The organism is Pantoea sp. B270 (genome assembly GCF_018726825.1).
Taxonomy (GTDB): domain Bacteria; phylum Pseudomonadota; class Gammaproteobacteria; order Enterobacterales; family Enterobacteriaceae; genus Pantoea; species Pantoea dispersa.
The window spans coordinates 768,991-783,405 of the sequence record NZ_JAHCSX010000001.1 but is presented as its reverse complement, the minus strand read 5'-3'; the positions used below and the strand labels follow the sequence as shown (position 1 = coordinate 783,405).

Here is a 14,415-nt window from a genome sequence, read left to right as displayed (position 1 = left end):
AGCGCGGAGAACAGAGTTGCAGATGGCGATGCGGAGGGGAAATTCATTTAGAGAATCGGATCTATCTAATTATCAGATACGGCTGTGCTTTTTTGTGATTATTAACAAATAATCACAGGCTATTCTGCCCGGTAAAGCATCCAGCTGCTGGCGGACGCAATTTATCTGCTGCTAAAGAAATTCTTAAAATGTTGGTTGCGCTCGCAATTGTGACAGGCGCGCGGCCAATTATGTTTGACCTGCTTTTCACATCAATGCACACTGGCGGGCGTGAAAAACGGCAGATGAAGAGCCAAGAGATGTTGCAGAATTATAGTCAGCGCGTCCATTTCTATTACTGCATTCTGGTTGCGTTAAAACTCTATGTGAACAGCAAGAAGTCCGGCGGCGTACGCGGGAAAAATAACTTTTTGCTGAAGTGGTTACGCAACGCGCAAAACAACACCATCTTTCATCCTGATATCACCAGTGAAATTGAATGGCTGCGCGGCAAAATTATCAGCGCCGGACCGGATGCCGATTTAGAACCGATGCTGCAATACGTTTACGAGACAGCAAAACGCGCCGAAACGTTGCGTCTCGGGCCGTAATCGCACGCGCTGCGCATTGCATTACCCCTGTCTGCAGGCAAAAAAAAGGGGGCAACGCGCCCCCAACCACTACAAAAATTTCATCCCTGACGCCCTGGTGCGGATTCCCTTCCGGCTGGCGCTAATTCTCTTCGCACTGGCTACGCGTTACAGGGTTAGCACCAGCACGCTGATCAATAACCAGCAGCCCGCGCAAAATGCGCCCGCCGCCACCCAGGTTAACGCCCGGGTATTTAAATGACAGACATCGCGTTGCCAACGTTTAACCGGCTGCATAACCACTCCTGAAAATACATTCTCATTATGCCTGGCAGAGGATTGCCGTGAACTGCGGATAAGCTTGTCACGTATTAATATCTCTGACCATCGGATGTGCTTACCGGTTATGTAGGCGCAGGACTACAATCCATTAATTACCGCTTATATCGCCGTCGAGACGAAAAACGCCGCAGGTATGCAGACCGCAATAGTGTCGTTTCGGACCGCTTGTCTCGCGGAAATGCGGTTTCGCATCGTTTAGTTTTCCTAAAAAACAGGCGCAGATTAAATCGTTTTTATTTACCCCTGCTCAGGGTTATTAATAAGCACACCGGACGCGATAATTTGCAGATAATAAAGGGATGTGGCGTGACCAGTCTCTTGATGCACGGCCTGACCGCGTTCAGTGCCCTTTCTCATGTTGTAAATTACGTTAGCATTTAACTTTGGATTCAATCATCAATGAAAACCCGTCTGGCCGTTATGGCCTCTGTTGCTGCGATATTATTTTCACAGCAGGCATTCGCCAAAAACCTGTGCACCCTGATTGTTGACGCTGAATCAGGCAAAGTCCTGCTGGAGAGTGGCAACGACTGCAGTAGAGAAGTCACACCCGCATCCACCTTTAAAATAGCCATTAGCCTGATGGGATTTGATGCCGGCGTGCTGAAAAATGAAAAGGAACCCGCCTGGGATTACCAACAAGGATACCCGGACTGGGGCGGTAAAAACTGGATGAATAAAATCGATCCTACGGCGTGGCTAAAATATTCGGTCTTCTGGTATTCGCAGCAGGTTGTTAAAAAGATTGGGCAACATCGCTTTGAAGGCTATGTAAAGGCGTTTGCTTACGGAAACGAAGATGTTTCCGCCGTTGACGTCAGCGCCCCCGGTCAGAATGGGGTGTGGGTTATGTCATCCCTGCAGATTTCACCTGTTCAGCAGATTGGCTTTTTAAGGAAAGTCGTTAACCGTGAGCTGCACGTAAACAAGCATGCCTATGACATGACAGATAATATTACCCGCTACGACGTCAGCGTTAAGGGCTGGACAGTGCACGGCAAAACAGGAACCGGCTCACCGGGGAAAAAGAATCAATACGATCCGCACCATGCCTATGGCTGGTATGTCGGCGGTCATTGCGCCATGATGGCATAACACACGGATGCCACGGATTTTTATTAACCTCCCGGTTTTCATGCGGCTGACAGATTGCGCCGAGGCCCTTCATTATGAAACTGACGGTTAGCCAGCAAATAAAGTGACCTCTGGACCGTGGCTTATCTTTCTTTACGCAGCGTCGTCAGCAGTGACTGCGCGGCAACAGAAGACTGACCGGATGGCGAACACACCAGTCCAAACTCACGCTGAATCGCTGGCCTGCGCTACTGGCGTATATGGCACGGATCAATGCGCGCCCAGCTGTGCAGGCGGCGTTGCTGGCAGAGGCGTCTTAGTGAGACTGGCAGGCAGAGTTTTGTGCCGGCGATCAGGCTCTGTCTGCAAGGTTAGATGTCAGTGTTATTGTGACAACGACGCGCAGAAAGTTATGCTGTGCGCGCCAGGCTATGAAGCCCGCTATCGGGCTCGCGTGGCAACATCAACATCGAACCTGTGCTGTTTTGAGGACACTGACATGCCCCCTTCTTTTTATCAGTTTTCGGCCACCAGCCTGACCGGTCAACCTATCTCTATGGCCGACTACGCTGGCAAGGTGGTTCTGGTGGTGAATACCGCCAGTCATTGCGGCTTTACGCCCCAGTACGCCGGCCTTGAAGCGCTCTATCAGAAATATGCCGCACAGGGTCTGGTGGTGCTTGGCTATCCCTGCAATCAATTCGGTAAGCAGGAACCGGGAAACGCTGATGAAATCTCACAAATCTGTCATGTTAATTACGGGGTAAGCTTCCCGATGTTCGGCAAAGTCGAGGTTAACGGCAGCGCAGCGCACCCGATATTTCGCTATCTGAAAGCGGAACTACCCGGCGTGCTGGGCGGACGGATTAAGTGGAATTTCACCAAGTTTCTCATCGGACGCGACGGCCAGCCGCTGAAACGCTTTGCACCGATCACGCCCCCGGAAAAAATGGAAGCCGCGATAATCGCTGCACTTTAAGGTGGAGCGTTGCCGGATTCGCAGCATTAATTTTAGAGCACAGCGGAAATTGATGGTATCCGGCGGGAGACAGTGTGCCCCGCATATTTATTTGTTATTCCACTTGTCCTGAGTCAAGGTGAAAAGCAAGCTTGGGGGCGCACTTTTCACATCATGAATTTCTCGTAAGTACTGCAATCCTGCCCTGGTCAGAACTTTTTGCGAGGCCAGATGATTTGCCCGTACTACAGCAGATATTTCAGCCAACTTTATTTCACCAAAACCATAGTCGACCGTATACTTAGCAAACTCTGTCGCCAGCCCTTTTCCCCATGCCTCTGTAGAGAAGCGATATCCAAGGTTATTGATTGATAAATCGGCATAGCTCCTGATGCTGAGTCCGCCAAAACCAATGACTCTCCCCGGATTGTCCGTCAGCGCGATAGCCCAATTACCGAAACCGTACGTTTCCCAGTGCTGAAGCCAGCGAGCCAACACCTGACGTGCATAATCAATATCGGGATACGGACCTGCGGGATTGAAGGTATTTGTAGCAGGGTCGCCATAAATTCTGAAAAGATCATCAGCGTCAGATTCAATTACCGTTCGTAGATGAAGTCGTGTCGTATCTGCCTGCAAAGAAACCTCCTGAACTTACCGTTTATAAACCACGTTTTCTTACTATTTTATCGCGGGGCAATCCCGGGTTCATAACAGGGACGTTAAATTTAATTTTATGAAATTCTCAGTCACTACGAATAAAAGCACGCTTTATACCTTAAACACCAGCCTGAACAGGTTAAATTTGATCAGAATCAGCGTCCTGGCCGGTTAAGTCGGGCGTTTTTCCGCCCATTTCAGCATGGCATCAAGAGCAGGACAAAGTGCCTGTCCCCATTCAGTGAGTCGATATTCCACTTTTGGTGGCACCTGAGGATACACCATCCGCGACACTATACCGTCGGCTTCCAGCTGTCTCAGTTGTTGCGCCAGCATCTTCTGCGAAATACCGGGAATTAATTTTTCAAAATCTGAATAGCGCTGTACTTTGCCGTCGAACAGATGAAAAAGGATGATTAATTTCCAGCGCCCTTCCAGCAGTTGAATAACCTGCTCCACTCCGCTTGCGGCTGATTCCGGACTGTATAACTTACTCATCATTCAGTAACTCACTTTTTTGTGCGTACTTGTCAATTTAACAGTCTATGTGGAATATGACCGTACTGTAAACAAAGGGAGTACAGGTCTATGCCATTCACATTACCGCTCGCTATTTATGACGACTTCGCGCTCAGCAAGGGTGGCGATATTGCCAGCATTACTGATTATGGTACTGCCACATCAACAGACCGGAGATTCTCCAATGCCATGTGATCTCGATTTCCACGGTAAACGCATATTGGTCACTGCGGGTACCAAAGGTGTGGGTAAAGCGGTAGTTGGGCTATTCAAACAGCTGGGTGCAACAGTATTAACAACCGCACGCCACGCATCCGCAGAATGTAGGGCAGACGCCTTCGTAACGGCAGACCTGACCACGGTTACAGGGTGTACCTCAGTCGCGGAAGCCGTTCAGACACATCTGGGAGGCGTCGACATCATTGTTCATGTGGCCGGCGGTTCTACCGCACCCGGTGGTGGCTTTGCAGCATTGGGTGAAGAGGAGTGGCAACAGGAGCTCAATCTTAATCTGTTGCCCGCAGTACGTTTAGATCGTGCGTTGTTGCCTGCCATGCTGCAGCAGGGGGGCGGAGTGATCATCCATGTCACTTCTATCCAGCGAGAACTGCCCTTACCAGAATCAACCACGGGTTATGCAGCAGCGAAAGCGGCGCTGTCAGCCTACAGTAAAAGCCTGTCGAAAGAGGTTGCGTCGCAGGGGGTTCGGGTGGTTCGCGTGGCACCCGGCTGGATCGAAACCGAAGCTTCAGTGGCCATGGCGGAACGGCTGGCGCAGCAGGCAGGAACAGATTACGAAGGCGGTAAGCAGATCATCATGAAGGCACTTGGCGGTATTCCGCTGGGACGCCCTTCTCAACCCATTGAGGTAGCTAATCTCATTGTCTTCCTCGCATCTTCTTATGCTGCCGCGATCACCGGTACTGAATTTGTCATCGATGGCGGCACTATTCCAACGGTGTAGTCAGATATCCTCATCGACCCATTCGGGTAGCGATCCGGATATTTTATATACCTTAATAAGGCGCCAGCGGCTATGAGATCAAGCCATGTGCGATATCGACCTGGCCGCTGTGTGATATTCCCCGACTCTTTGTCGCAAATATCCGCTCCTCGCTCATGGCGAATACACAGTCCGCCTGGTGGCAGAAACGGACATGAATAGCGACAACAAAGGATGATTATTTGCGCACAAATCAGGGCTTCTTTGGCCGTTTATTGAAAAAACGCTTATGACGCTTTTTCATTCACCGTCATGATAAAGTTCAGCGTGTTTTCTCCCTGGTTTGCGTAGAAATGTGGAACATCGGTTTTGGCTGTAACGGAAAATCCCGCCGTTACCTGAAATACGCTCTCTTTCACGCCAAGCGTGAGGGTTCCGGATTTTACGTGCAGTAGCTCCAGCGTGCCTGAGGTATGCCCGGGTGATTCAAACTTTTCGCCTGGCCGCATTTCCCACAGCCACAGCTCAAGCATATCGGGTCCACCTGAGCCGGCCAGCAGCCTGGCGCTTCCCCCTTTGTCTCCTGTCCAGAGTTCGGGGATGTCCGTATCAGCGATGATGTGCACATCAGGCCTGGCGCTGACATCAACAAAATCCGCCACGGACACGCCCATGGCAGCAGCAAGCCGACATAGCAGCGCAATGCTGGGGTTAGCCTTACACCCTTCTATTTCTACCAGCATCCCCTTACTGACACTGGCTTTGCGGGATAGCTCATCGAGAGAAATTTTTCTTTGTTTACGAAACTGCTTAATCCGCAGGGATACGGCTTCGTTAACCGTGTTGACATCTGCGCCGGCAAAGGTCACTAAATTGACTTTTTTGGTCATTGGGTCGATATTATGAAATAAAATGGTCATTACAGGATTATCGCGTGTTAATCGTATCTGCGTCAATTTCCCCTGAAATCTATCAAATCGCCCCCGGTTTTCGGGCGCTCAGCATCAGTGTACAGGCAGCGCCTGTCGTGAATCCGCACGTCGGGGTAACGGCACTGAAGGCGGCCTGTGAGGCGGTGCTGTCAGATTCCCCCAACTGGGCTGAATCCCATCTGGCCGCATGGGCCGATGTGTTTCAGAAATTTGGTGCCAAACCCAAACGCACGCCCTGTTCTGCTGAGGCGCTACGCAAACGCGTGCTTCGCGATGGCACCCTGCCCGCGCTCGATCCGGTCGTTGATCTTTATAACGCTGTCAGTCTGCGTTATGCCGTGCCCGTAGGGGGAGAAAATATTGCCGCGTACAAGGGTGCACCTCGCCTGACGGTGGCAACAGGCACGGAACCCTTTGATACCATGAAAGAAGGGGTTATGGCGGTGGAATATCCTGCGCCTGGCGAAGTCGTCTGGTGTGATGATGCCGGCGTAACCTGCCGTCGCTGGAACTGGCGGCAGGGAATCAGGACTCGCTTAAGCGTTGAAGCGCAACACATGTGGTTTATTCTGGAAAGTCTGCCGCAGATGCCGCCTGAGCAGCTGCATGAAGCTGGAAAGATGCTGACCGACGGCCTTGAAGAAATGATGCCCGGACGGCAGTGTAACGTCACCCTCATCGGCGAGTAACACCTTTAACTCAGTTCTGGAGTCTCTGCATGTTCACCGGCTTGTCTGCTTTCCCGTTAACGCCTGTCACCGCGCGTGGTGTCGATGAACAGGGATTCACGAAGATCCTGGCGCGCCTGACGGCAGCCCGTGTCGATTCGTTGGGTGTTCTGGGTTCAACCGGCAGCTATGCTTACCTGAGCAGGGAACAGCGCAAACGCAGCGCAACGCTGGCGTGTCAGGTTGCCGGGGAGATTCCCGTGATGGTTTGCGTGGGTGCTATCAGCACCGATGCCGTACTGCATCTGGCTGAAGATGCGCAGTCCGCAGGCGCGGATGCGCTGCTGCTGCCGGCGATGAGTTACCAGCCGCTGCGTAATGAAGAGGTGTATGCCCTCTTTGAGACGGTTACCCGCCATGCTTCAGTACCGGTTTGTGTTTATGACAACCCCGGAACCACGCATTTCCGCTTTACCGACGAACTGCTCGGGCAGCTGTCGTCACTAAAAGGGATTCGCTCAGTTAAAATTCCGGGAGTACCGGATACCCCCATCGCTGCAGCTGAACGCGTTGCTGCATTACGACAACATCTTCGTCCTGGCGTGACCCTGGGTATTAGTGGTGACGCCAGTGCCGGGCTGGGGCTGAATGCCGGTTGCGAAGTCTGGTATTCCGTTTGCGGCGGTATCTTCCCGGAAACCGCTAAACAAATTACGCAAGCCGCAGCCATTAACGACGCTGAACGCGTTACTGCCCTAACTCACCGCCTGAAACCTTTATGGGATTTGTTCCGTAAGCATGGCGGAAGTATCCGCGTGATCGCAGCGGCAGCAGGCATACTGCGGCTGACCGAAGCCGACTGCCTGCCTCGTCCCCTGTTACCCTTATCGGCCGCAGAGGTGGCAGAAGTAGCAGCAGTGATAGCCGCTCTGGACCTGAAGTAACGCGCCGGCGGAATCGGTCCTGCGCCGAGCAGTTGAATATCTGGCAGGGCCAAAACCTTGATGATGGTCTTTGATCATTACCGCCACTGACCGGGTGGGTTTACTCACCCGTGCAACGCGTGAGGTTGTTATGACTGCTTCCCGCTCAAAGCGGAACCTTATCCTGCCAGCATATCTGCTTTGTGCCAGGCGCAGACGTTATTCATATTCCATCATTTCAGACAGAGAAGTTTTTAGATAACGCTCCAGCAGACCTGCACAAATTCGCGTTTCATATGACATCATGCCAGCCGGTGGATGGAGCAACCAGGCGTTAAAAGGCGGGATCGGATAGTGACTTAAAATGGGGATGAGCGAACCCTGTGCAATTTCATTTCTGCATACCGGAAATTGCAAAACACCAATGGCATGTCCTGCTAATAAATAGGAGAGTACACTTCTCCAGTGCGTGGACTGAAATTTAACGTTGACGGGAACATTAACGAGTTGGGCTTCAGAGGTGAGCATTGGAATGCGATTACTGGCAAATACACCAGAAACAGCAGCAAATGGATAATCAGCCAGCGCATCCGGAGAGCGTGGATAACCGATTTTAGCCAGCAAAGATGGAGAGGCCAGCAACACTCTGTGCACGCTACCAAGTGGACGTGCGACAAAAAATCCTTCTGAGATCTCTCCCAGCCTCAGGGATATATCCACCCCCTCAGTGACGGGATCGATGATACGGTCGTTAAAAATGACATCGATCTGCAGCTCCGGATGTTTGATCTGAAGCTGTAACAACGCAGGCATCAGCAAGCTTTCTCCGGCAGAATAAGGCGCCGCGATACGGATTTTGCCTTGCAAAGCCTGATTTTCTTCATTCACAGAAAGAGCGTGCTCTGCCGCCTGAATCGCTGTTTTACTTCGCTCATAAAACACATTACCGCTATGTGTCAGAGACATATTCCGCGTGTTGCGCCTTAGTAAACGCGTACCAAGATGTGCTTCCAGTTTTTCAATTCTTTCACTGACGGCAGGCTGGCCAATGCCGAGATCGCGGGCTGCAGCCGACATGCTGCCCCGCTCAACCACCCTGATGAATATGCGCATTGCAGAGAAGAGATCCATGTAGCGATTATATTGGTTTTGCCGATAAATGTAATTCGATACAGGTATCTACTGCTCTTCTACGAGATGATGAAAACTCATCGTTCAGGTAAGGATTCAGCAAATGTTGATCTATAAAATTGATTTTTAGATGGAATACAACCATGTCAGATATCAAACTTTTCATGTTCCAGTCAGGAACGCAGCAATGTAAATATCAGCATATTCGGATGAATCAGGGCGCAGGCGAACGTTATGAAATTCCGGTTCCCTGGTTTCTGCTGACCCATCCGGAGGGTTTTACCCTGATTGACGGTGGTCTGGCTGTAGCAGGATTGAAAAACCCTGCTGCCTATTGGGGAAAGGGTATAGAGCAGTTTAAACCGGTGATGTCAGAAGAACAGGGCTGTCTGGAACAGCTTAAAAGGCTTGGCATCGCTCCAGAGAAGATCCGCTATGTGGTGCTGTCCCATTTGCACGCTGATCACACTGGCGCAATCGGTCACTTCCCCCATGCCACTCATGTGGTTCAGAAGCGAGAGTTTGAATATGCCTTAGCTCCTGACTGGTTTACATCGGACGCCTATTGCCGACACGATTACGATCGTCCTGAACTCAACTGGCTTTTTCTCAACGGATTGCCTGAAGATAACTATGACCTTTACGGTGATGGCACGATAAAGTGTGTTTTCACGCCAGGGCATTCCCCGGGGCATCAATCTTTTCTTATCAGCTTACCCAGCGGTAAACATTTTATGCTGGCGATTGATGCGGCTTATACCTTAGATCATTACCATGAGAGGGCGCTCCCTGGACTGATGACGTCAGCCACGGATGTCGCTCAGTCCGTCCGAAAACTGCGTCAGCTAACCGAACGATTTAACGCGACATTAATACCCGGTCATGACCCTGAAGAGTGGGGAAAAATCAGGCTTGCTCCAGCCTGGTACAGTTGAATTATTGCTCACTCATTCTTTTACATATTAAACCCGGGTCCGCGATGCCCCCCCGATGAAGCAAGGGGGGCATTCAGCCATTAGCATTTTCGTGCTGGCACCGGTGTTCAGCGCCAGCAAGGCAGCCTCTAGGGTTGCAGCGGTTCCGCCAGCGTTATGATAAACAACTCACTGTCCGAGCTGGCTTTATCCAGCGGCTTCACGCTGATGGTGGTGGCAACCGGCTTATCATCTACCGTCAGCTTCCCCTGGTCGTTGACCCGATAATCCTTGCGCTTCTTACCTTCCACCGGATTTTGCAGCACCATTTTCACGCCGAAGTCATTGTCATTGATGACCGCCAGCGTGTTGCTGTCGATCAGTGCCAGCCCTTCGGCCTTCTCCTGCTGCCAGCCGAGTTGACGCAGATCCACCACCCGCGTTTTCGTTGCCAGCACGATGCCGCGCTGCGCCAGCGTTTTTGCGTCGTCAAACTCTGGGTAGTCACCGGCCTTATCGAATGTGGCCAGATCGGTGGCCTGACTGAGATCCACCTTATAGATAAGGTTACGCATCGCGTCGTCTTTGTCGCTGCCCTGCTCAATCAGCAGGATGTGCTGATTATCGATCGCCACGATATCGCCAATTTTCGCGTCGCTGTTTTTACTGTACGCCTCGCTGTCGATAGGGTAACCATACATCGCGGTTTTACCGGTGGCCGGATCGAAGCTCACCAGGCGGGTAAAGCGTGCCTGCTTTTTACTTTTCCCGTTGATATCCAGCGTACTCTGCACCGCGGCGATGATGCGTCCATCCGGCATGCGCGTGATCCCTTCAAAGCCACGATTTGGCTGGCGCCATTTAAGAACGTTCGGCAGACCACCCGCGATCGATTTTTCCCCTTCCATGGCCTGCGGCCCGTGAATCGCCAGGATCCTGCCCTGCTTATCAACGTTAATCAGGAACGGACCATACTCATCGCACAGCCAGTATCCGCCCTTCCCGTCCAGCGTAATGCCTTCCGTATCCAGACCCCGGTTATCGCCCTGCAGCACGTGCAACTTATCGCTTAGCGCGATTTCATTGGTTGACCCGATGACGCCATTCTGCAGCGGCAAGCCGTTAATATTGCCCTTTGCGTCGTGCAGCGGTCGGGCGTCCGTCGCCTGCGCTTTGCCGTTCTTCACCTGGATATTCATCAGCAGCGGCGCGAAGTCCGGCGTGACGAAAATTTTCGACTCCTGTTTACCCATGTCAGGCGAGTCGGCATTCGGTCCGCGATCGGTGACGGTCACAAAGTTGAGCGTATCTCCCTGCCTGCCGGTAAACAGCAAACCGGAACCGATGCCCACCGGCAAACCCTCCGGAAACGCGCTGGCGAACGCACCGCTGTAGCTGACGCGCGTCCCCTGAGGAAAAGTGACGCTATAGCGTTCGGTTGGCGGCTGCGCCGCCAGCGTGGATAACGAGAGGGTACAACCGAGAACCAGGGGAAGCGTTTTTCTTTTCATATTATTCATGTCCATACAGAGGAGCTGACACCCTAAAGACTAAAAATGACAGGAAAATGAAATTGCAGAGCAACAGTGGCAGCTGACATCATCCCGGGCGATCTCCCCGGTTCGCCACCGTACCGATTTTGCTTCATTCATCAGGAACCAGCTTTCATGTTGTCCCCCTGCAGCTCAGCCATCCCGGACATTTCTCAGCCTTTTCCTACAACCTGACGCAGGCCGTCTGATATCGGCTCCGCGAGGTTTCCGTTCAAATGGGTTAACCGCGAGCACAGGAGGAAACAATGCTGAACATCTTCACTATGGATAGCGACCGCTGGATTACTGAAGGTCTGCGCCTCTACTTTTCCGGGCAGATGATAAGCTGCCTGACGCTCACCTCGCCGGATGACCCGATCCCCACCGGACGCGGGCGTAACGTGGTGATCAGCGAGCTGCATTTTGCCAATAAAAACCTGGAAGAGACGCTGCGTAGCCTGCTGCTGATGCAGCTCAAAACACCGGGCGTCGAGCTGGTGATTCTCACCGACATCAGCGATGAAGCCGTGCTGAATTACGTGGCCCGCCACCTGAAGAAAGCGCTGATCCTGAGTAAAAAATGCCCGCTGGCGACGCTGGTCAGTGCGGTGCTGACGCCGGAAAACGTTGCCGCCGCACCGCACGGCAACGCCGATGTGCTGACCGAGCGCGAGTTCACGTTGCTGCGCTGGCTGGCGGGTCCGCGCCGCATGACGGAGATCGGGCATGCGCTGCACCTCAGCAATAAGACCATCAGCCACTACAAGAACACCATCTCACGCAAGCTGGGCTGTAAAAACCACATGGATTTTTACCATCGCCTCACCAGCTACGGCTTTTGATTCGCGCCTCCCGCCTCAATTCAGGATGTTCAGCTCGCTGGACATCCTGCGCCTGCCTCCTTTCCTGTTAAAAAATCAAGACATTCAGCCAACATCCTTACCGCAAAAGGGATGACACCCGGTTTGATTCGCGCATAATGACGGGTCACCTGTACGGGCAGGATGCCCGCTGACACCCCCACTCTGCCGTAACGCAGGATAAAACATAAAAACTGAAGGAAGACTGGCATGGAATTCACCATACGCAACGCGCAGCCTGATGATGCCGAACTGCTGCATCAGCTGGGGCGCATGACCTACAGCGCCCACTTCAAACATATGTGGGTCTCCGAAGCCGAGCTGGATGAATTCATCGACAAAGAGTACGGCCTGGCCGAACTGCGCAGCAGCCTGGTGGCCCCCAACGAAAGCTGGCTGATTGCCGAAACCAACAAACCCATCGGCTTTGCCAAAGTGACCTGGAATACGCCGGTACCGGACTCCGGCATGAGCGGTGCCCAGCTGAATAAGCTCTACCTCAATCCGCAGGAAACCGGTAAAAACTATGGCCGGCGCATGTTCGAAAGCATTATCCACGCCGCACGCGATAAGCAGGAAGGCTATCTGTGGCTGGAAGTGATGGGCGAGAACGTGCGCGCACGCAAATTTTATGAAGCCTTTGGCATGCAGCACATCAAAGACATTCCTTTTATTACTGCTTCGCAACAGAGCATCCTGCAGATTTTAGGCATGGTTATTTAGCGTGGCTCACGGCGCCGGGTCAGCTGTCTGGCCCGGCCGGTTGGGTGCACTGGAGTGTTTCATTTTATTACTTCACCGCCGCAAAAGTTTTAAATAAGCGCAGCGACAGCGCAGCGACAGCGCAGAATTATTGTTATTTCAACAAACTAAGATAAAAAATAAAAACGCCCTTTTTTATGCGCCGTCACGCTTGCAGAAATAGCACCAGCGATTACTATTAAATACGCAACACGCACATGACAGCGCAACAACGTCATGTTATTTATTACTCATGAAGAGGATATATTATGACTCAGCATCGAGGCGGTTCAGGTAATTTCGCAGAAGATAAACAGAAAGCATCAGAAGCCGGTAAAAAAGGCGGACAGCACAGCGGCGGCAACTTTAAAAACGACCGCGAAAAAGCGTCCGAAGCCGGTAAAAAAGGCGGTCAGAGCAGCAATCGCGGCTCGTGATTAGCCGGCCAGCACAGGATGAGGCGGCCATGGCGCAGGGAGCGCGCCGTTACCCCCCGGATTATTGTCTTACCCTGCGCTGACTTTCCTCACGTTTAACAGATAACTCTGAAACCGCCTGAATCTGGCAGAAAACGTTATATGATCAATTAACTATTTATTGCCTTACAGGAACAGCCTGACGTGATATTGCACTATTTTACCTCTCTTTTTTCCAGTCCGGAATCATTACTGCAGGTGATGAGCCGCCAGGATATTTGTGAATCCATTCAGGAAGGTGACCGGATTATTATTGACGAAGACGGTAACGCTTCGGTTAATCCCCTCAGTCCGCAGGTACAGCAGGACTTCGCCGATCATATTAAGCGCTTAAAGGATATCTGATGGGAACCGCGATATTTATGGTGCTGATGGTCTGCGGCTACTGGTACACCAGTCGCGATATGTCCAGCCGCCTGAAAATAAAACGCTCCTTTGGCTGGGACGTCTATTTTCTCATTGCGCTGTACGGCTGCATTTTTGTCGTTCAGGGCGTGGTCGCCACCGGCCTGGTCTGGCTGCTGCTGCTGGCGGCATCGGCCATCAATAACAGCCTGGCGCTGTCTGCCGATCTCCATGCGCGCTGGCACGTCGATTTCATGACATGGAGTTTTCTCGGCATTCAGGCACCGGTGGTGATCATGCTGGCGTTTGCCGTGCTGTTTTGTGTGTATCGTTCCAATTCCGGCAGCGCGCGGCTGACCGCCGGCAGTCGCAAAGAGCTATATCAGCGCCTGTCCCGCTCTAACGGTATTGAACAACTGCTGCTGCACTGCATGGAAGAAGGCGAACTGGCCTGGGTCACGCTGAAATCGCGCCGTATCTACATCGGCATGATTCACGCTGCCACCTTTGAATATCCCAGCACCGCCAATATCGTGCTGATTCCGATGCTCAGCGGCTACCGCGATTCGCGCACGCTGAATCTGGCGATTGAGCATAACTACAGTCGCTGGTATCACCAGCACGAGATTAGCTTTGTCTCCAAACCCAAAAGCGCGCTGGAGTTCCGTAAGGTGCTGATGGTCGACCAGATTGAAAGCCTGTCGCTGTTCGATCCGGCCAGCGCCAGCGCACTGGCTATGGGGAAACATCAGCACACAGAGAAGCGGCAGAATGTTCCGGGCTGAGCCGCGCAGCCACCCTTTACATCCGCGCAGCTGGCAACGGTGG

The 14,415-nt window shown here is 52.3% G+C and carries 17 protein-coding genes and 1 pseudogene; 13 read left to right on the top strand and 5 right to left on the bottom strand.

The annotated features are described in order from the left end of the window. Positions 1-299: 299 nt before the first annotated feature. The 4 genes and pseudogenes from KOL70_RS03860 to KOL70_RS03850 all read left to right on the top strand — a co-directional run bounded on the left by KOL70_RS03860 (position 300) and on the right by KOL70_RS03850 (position 2,964). Complete coding sequence (locus KOL70_RS03860; protein ID WP_031279201.1) at positions 300-590, top strand: hypothetical protein; 291 nt, start codon at positions 300-302, stop codon at positions 588-590. 720 nt (positions 591-1,310) lie between these two features. Next, entirely contained in the window at positions 1,311-2,006 is a 696-nt protein-coding gene (locus KOL70_RS03855) for a penicillin-binding transpeptidase domain-containing protein (RefSeq protein WP_215480230.1), read from the top strand. A 203-nt stretch (positions 2,007-2,209) separates the two neighbouring features. Further along, positions 2,210-2,305, top strand: a pseudogene (locus KOL70_RS23545) (glutathione transferase GstA); the annotation flags it as partial. 179 nt (positions 2,306-2,484) lie between these two features. Then, positions 2,485-2,964 (top strand): glutathione peroxidase, encoded by a 480-nt coding sequence (locus KOL70_RS03850; RefSeq protein WP_215480934.1) that lies wholly within the window; start codon positions 2,485-2,487, stop codon positions 2,962-2,964. An 87-nt stretch (positions 2,965-3,051) separates the two neighbouring features. On the opposite strand, the gene KOL70_RS03845 is transcribed toward KOL70_RS03850, so the two are convergent. Both KOL70_RS03845 and KOL70_RS03840 read right to left on the bottom strand, forming a co-directional pair. Then, positions 3,052-3,582, bottom strand: a complete 531-nt coding sequence (locus tag KOL70_RS03845; protein ID WP_141495529.1) for a GNAT family N-acetyltransferase — start codon at positions 3,580-3,582, stop codon at positions 3,052-3,054. 192 nt (positions 3,583-3,774) lie between these two features. Beyond that, the gene (locus KOL70_RS03840) at positions 3,775-4,101 is read right to left on the bottom strand and encodes a helix-turn-helix domain-containing protein (RefSeq protein WP_104186817.1); all 327 of its coding nucleotides are present in this window, start codon (positions 4,099-4,101) and stop codon (positions 3,775-3,777) included. Positions 4,102-4,306: 205 nt separating this feature from the next. On the opposite strand from KOL70_RS03840, the gene KOL70_RS03835 reads away from it, so the two are divergent. Further along, on the top strand, positions 4,307-5,086 hold the full coding sequence (locus KOL70_RS03835) for an SDR family oxidoreductase (RefSeq protein ID WP_058769672.1): 780 nt from the start codon (positions 4,307-4,309) through the stop codon (positions 5,084-5,086). 266 nt (positions 5,087-5,352) lie between these two features. On the opposite strand, the gene KOL70_RS03830 is transcribed toward KOL70_RS03835, so the two are convergent. After that, complete coding sequence (locus KOL70_RS03830) at positions 5,353-5,955, bottom strand: helix-turn-helix transcriptional regulator (RefSeq protein WP_059010376.1); 603 nt, start codon at positions 5,953-5,955, stop codon at positions 5,353-5,355. Between the two features lie 44 nt (positions 5,956-5,999). On the opposite strand from KOL70_RS03830, the gene KOL70_RS03825 reads away from it, so the two are divergent. Together KOL70_RS03825 and KOL70_RS03820 are read left to right on the top strand one after the other, a co-directional pair. Then, entirely contained in the window at positions 6,000-6,686 is a 687-nt protein-coding gene (locus KOL70_RS03825) for a phenylalanine--tRNA ligase beta subunit-related protein (RefSeq protein WP_215480229.1), read from the top strand. Positions 6,687-6,715: 29 nt separating this feature from the next. Next, positions 6,716-7,609: a dihydrodipicolinate synthase family protein gene (locus KOL70_RS03820; protein WP_215480228.1), complete on the top strand. Its 894-nt coding sequence runs from the start codon at positions 6,716-6,718 to the stop codon at positions 7,607-7,609. Positions 7,610-7,807: 198 nt separating this feature from the next. Here the strand turns inward: KOL70_RS03820 and KOL70_RS03815 are convergent, their stop codons facing one another. Beyond that, positions 7,808-8,701, bottom strand: coding sequence for a LysR family transcriptional regulator (locus tag KOL70_RS03815; protein ID WP_141495618.1), 894 nt, complete (start codon positions 8,699-8,701; stop codon positions 7,808-7,810). Positions 8,702-8,862: 161 nt separating this feature from the next. Between KOL70_RS03815 and attM the strand changes: the two genes are divergently transcribed. Then, positions 8,863-9,654 carry an N-acyl homoserine lactonase AttM gene (attM, locus tag KOL70_RS03810; RefSeq protein ID WP_150361704.1) on the top strand — a complete coding sequence of 264 codons (792 nt, stop codon included), beginning with the start codon at positions 8,863-8,865 and terminating at the stop codon, positions 9,652-9,654. A 128-nt stretch (positions 9,655-9,782) separates the two neighbouring features. Here the strand turns inward: attM and KOL70_RS03805 are convergent, their stop codons facing one another. Beyond that, positions 9,783-11,144 carry an esterase-like activity of phytase family protein gene (locus KOL70_RS03805; protein ID WP_215480227.1) on the bottom strand — a complete coding sequence of 454 codons (1,362 nt, stop codon included), beginning with the start codon at positions 11,142-11,144 and terminating at the stop codon, positions 9,783-9,785. A gap of 287 nt (positions 11,145-11,431) precedes the next feature. Between KOL70_RS03805 and KOL70_RS03800 the strand changes: the two genes are divergently transcribed. The 5 genes from KOL70_RS03800 to KOL70_RS03780 all read left to right on the top strand — a co-directional run bounded on the left by KOL70_RS03800 (position 11,432) and on the right by KOL70_RS03780 (position 14,372). Further along, on the top strand, positions 11,432-12,007 hold the full coding sequence (locus KOL70_RS03800) for a LuxR C-terminal-related transcriptional regulator (RefSeq protein ID WP_021506314.1): 576 nt from the start codon (positions 11,432-11,434) through the stop codon (positions 12,005-12,007). A gap of 228 nt (positions 12,008-12,235) precedes the next feature. Continuing rightward, positions 12,236-12,748, top strand: a complete 513-nt coding sequence (locus KOL70_RS03795) for a GNAT family N-acetyltransferase (RefSeq protein ID WP_021506315.1) — start codon at positions 12,236-12,238, stop codon at positions 12,746-12,748. Positions 12,749-13,035: 287 nt separating this feature from the next. Then, the gene (locus tag KOL70_RS03790; RefSeq protein WP_021506316.1) at positions 13,036-13,203 is read left to right on the top strand and encodes a general stress protein; all 168 of its coding nucleotides are present in this window, start codon (positions 13,036-13,038) and stop codon (positions 13,201-13,203) included. 186 nt (positions 13,204-13,389) lie between these two features. Further along, entirely contained in the window at positions 13,390-13,587 is a 198-nt protein-coding gene (locus tag KOL70_RS03785) for a hypothetical protein (protein ID WP_215480933.1), read from the top strand. Further along, positions 13,587-14,372 carry a hypothetical protein gene (locus KOL70_RS03780; RefSeq protein ID WP_058776510.1) on the top strand — a complete coding sequence of 262 codons (786 nt, stop codon included), beginning with the start codon at positions 13,587-13,589 and terminating at the stop codon, positions 14,370-14,372. The genes KOL70_RS03785 and KOL70_RS03780 overlap by 1 nt, the downstream gene beginning before the upstream one ends. Positions 14,373-14,415: the final 43 nt, after the last annotated feature.

What these genes read in the sequence shown, in the direction of transcription:
- KOL70_RS03860 (WP_031279201.1), top strand. Translation starts at nt 300, where the DNA reads ATGTTGCAGAATTATAGTCAGCGCGTCCATTTCTATTACTGCATTCTG.
- KOL70_RS03855 (WP_215480230.1), top strand. Translation starts at nt 1,311, where the DNA reads ATGAAAACCCGTCTGGCCGTTATGGCCTCTGTTGCTGCGATATTATTT.
- KOL70_RS03850 (WP_215480934.1), top strand. Translation starts at nt 2,485, where the DNA reads ATGCCCCCTTCTTTTTATCAGTTTTCGGCCACCAGCCTGACCGGTCAA.
- KOL70_RS03840 (WP_104186817.1), bottom strand. Translation starts at nt 4,101, where the DNA reads ATGAGTAAGTTATACAGTCCGGAATCAGCCGCAAGCGGAGTGGAGCAG.
- KOL70_RS03835 (WP_058769672.1), top strand. Translation starts at nt 4,307, where the DNA reads ATGCCATGTGATCTCGATTTCCACGGTAAACGCATATTGGTCACTGCG.
- KOL70_RS03830 (WP_059010376.1), bottom strand. Translation starts at nt 5,955, where the DNA reads ATGACCAAAAAAGTCAATTTAGTGACCTTTGCCGGCGCAGATGTCAAC.
- KOL70_RS03820 (WP_215480228.1), top strand. Translation starts at nt 6,716, where the DNA reads ATGTTCACCGGCTTGTCTGCTTTCCCGTTAACGCCTGTCACCGCGCGT.
- KOL70_RS03815 (WP_141495618.1), bottom strand. Translation starts at nt 8,701, where the DNA reads ATGCGCATATTCATCAGGGTGGTTGAGCGGGGCAGCATGTCGGCTGCA.
- attM (WP_150361704.1), top strand. Translation starts at nt 8,863, where the DNA reads ATGTCAGATATCAAACTTTTCATGTTCCAGTCAGGAACGCAGCAATGT.
- KOL70_RS03805 (WP_215480227.1), bottom strand. Translation starts at nt 11,144, where the DNA reads ATGAAAAGAAAAACGCTTCCCCTGGTTCTCGGTTGTACCCTCTCGTTA.
- KOL70_RS03800 (WP_021506314.1), top strand. Translation starts at nt 11,432, where the DNA reads ATGCTGAACATCTTCACTATGGATAGCGACCGCTGGATTACTGAAGGT.
- KOL70_RS03795 (WP_021506315.1), top strand. Translation starts at nt 12,236, where the DNA reads ATGGAATTCACCATACGCAACGCGCAGCCTGATGATGCCGAACTGCTG.
- KOL70_RS03790 (WP_021506316.1), top strand. Translation starts at nt 13,036, where the DNA reads ATGACTCAGCATCGAGGCGGTTCAGGTAATTTCGCAGAAGATAAACAG.
- KOL70_RS03780 (WP_058776510.1), top strand. Translation starts at nt 13,587, where the DNA reads ATGGGAACCGCGATATTTATGGTGCTGATGGTCTGCGGCTACTGGTAC.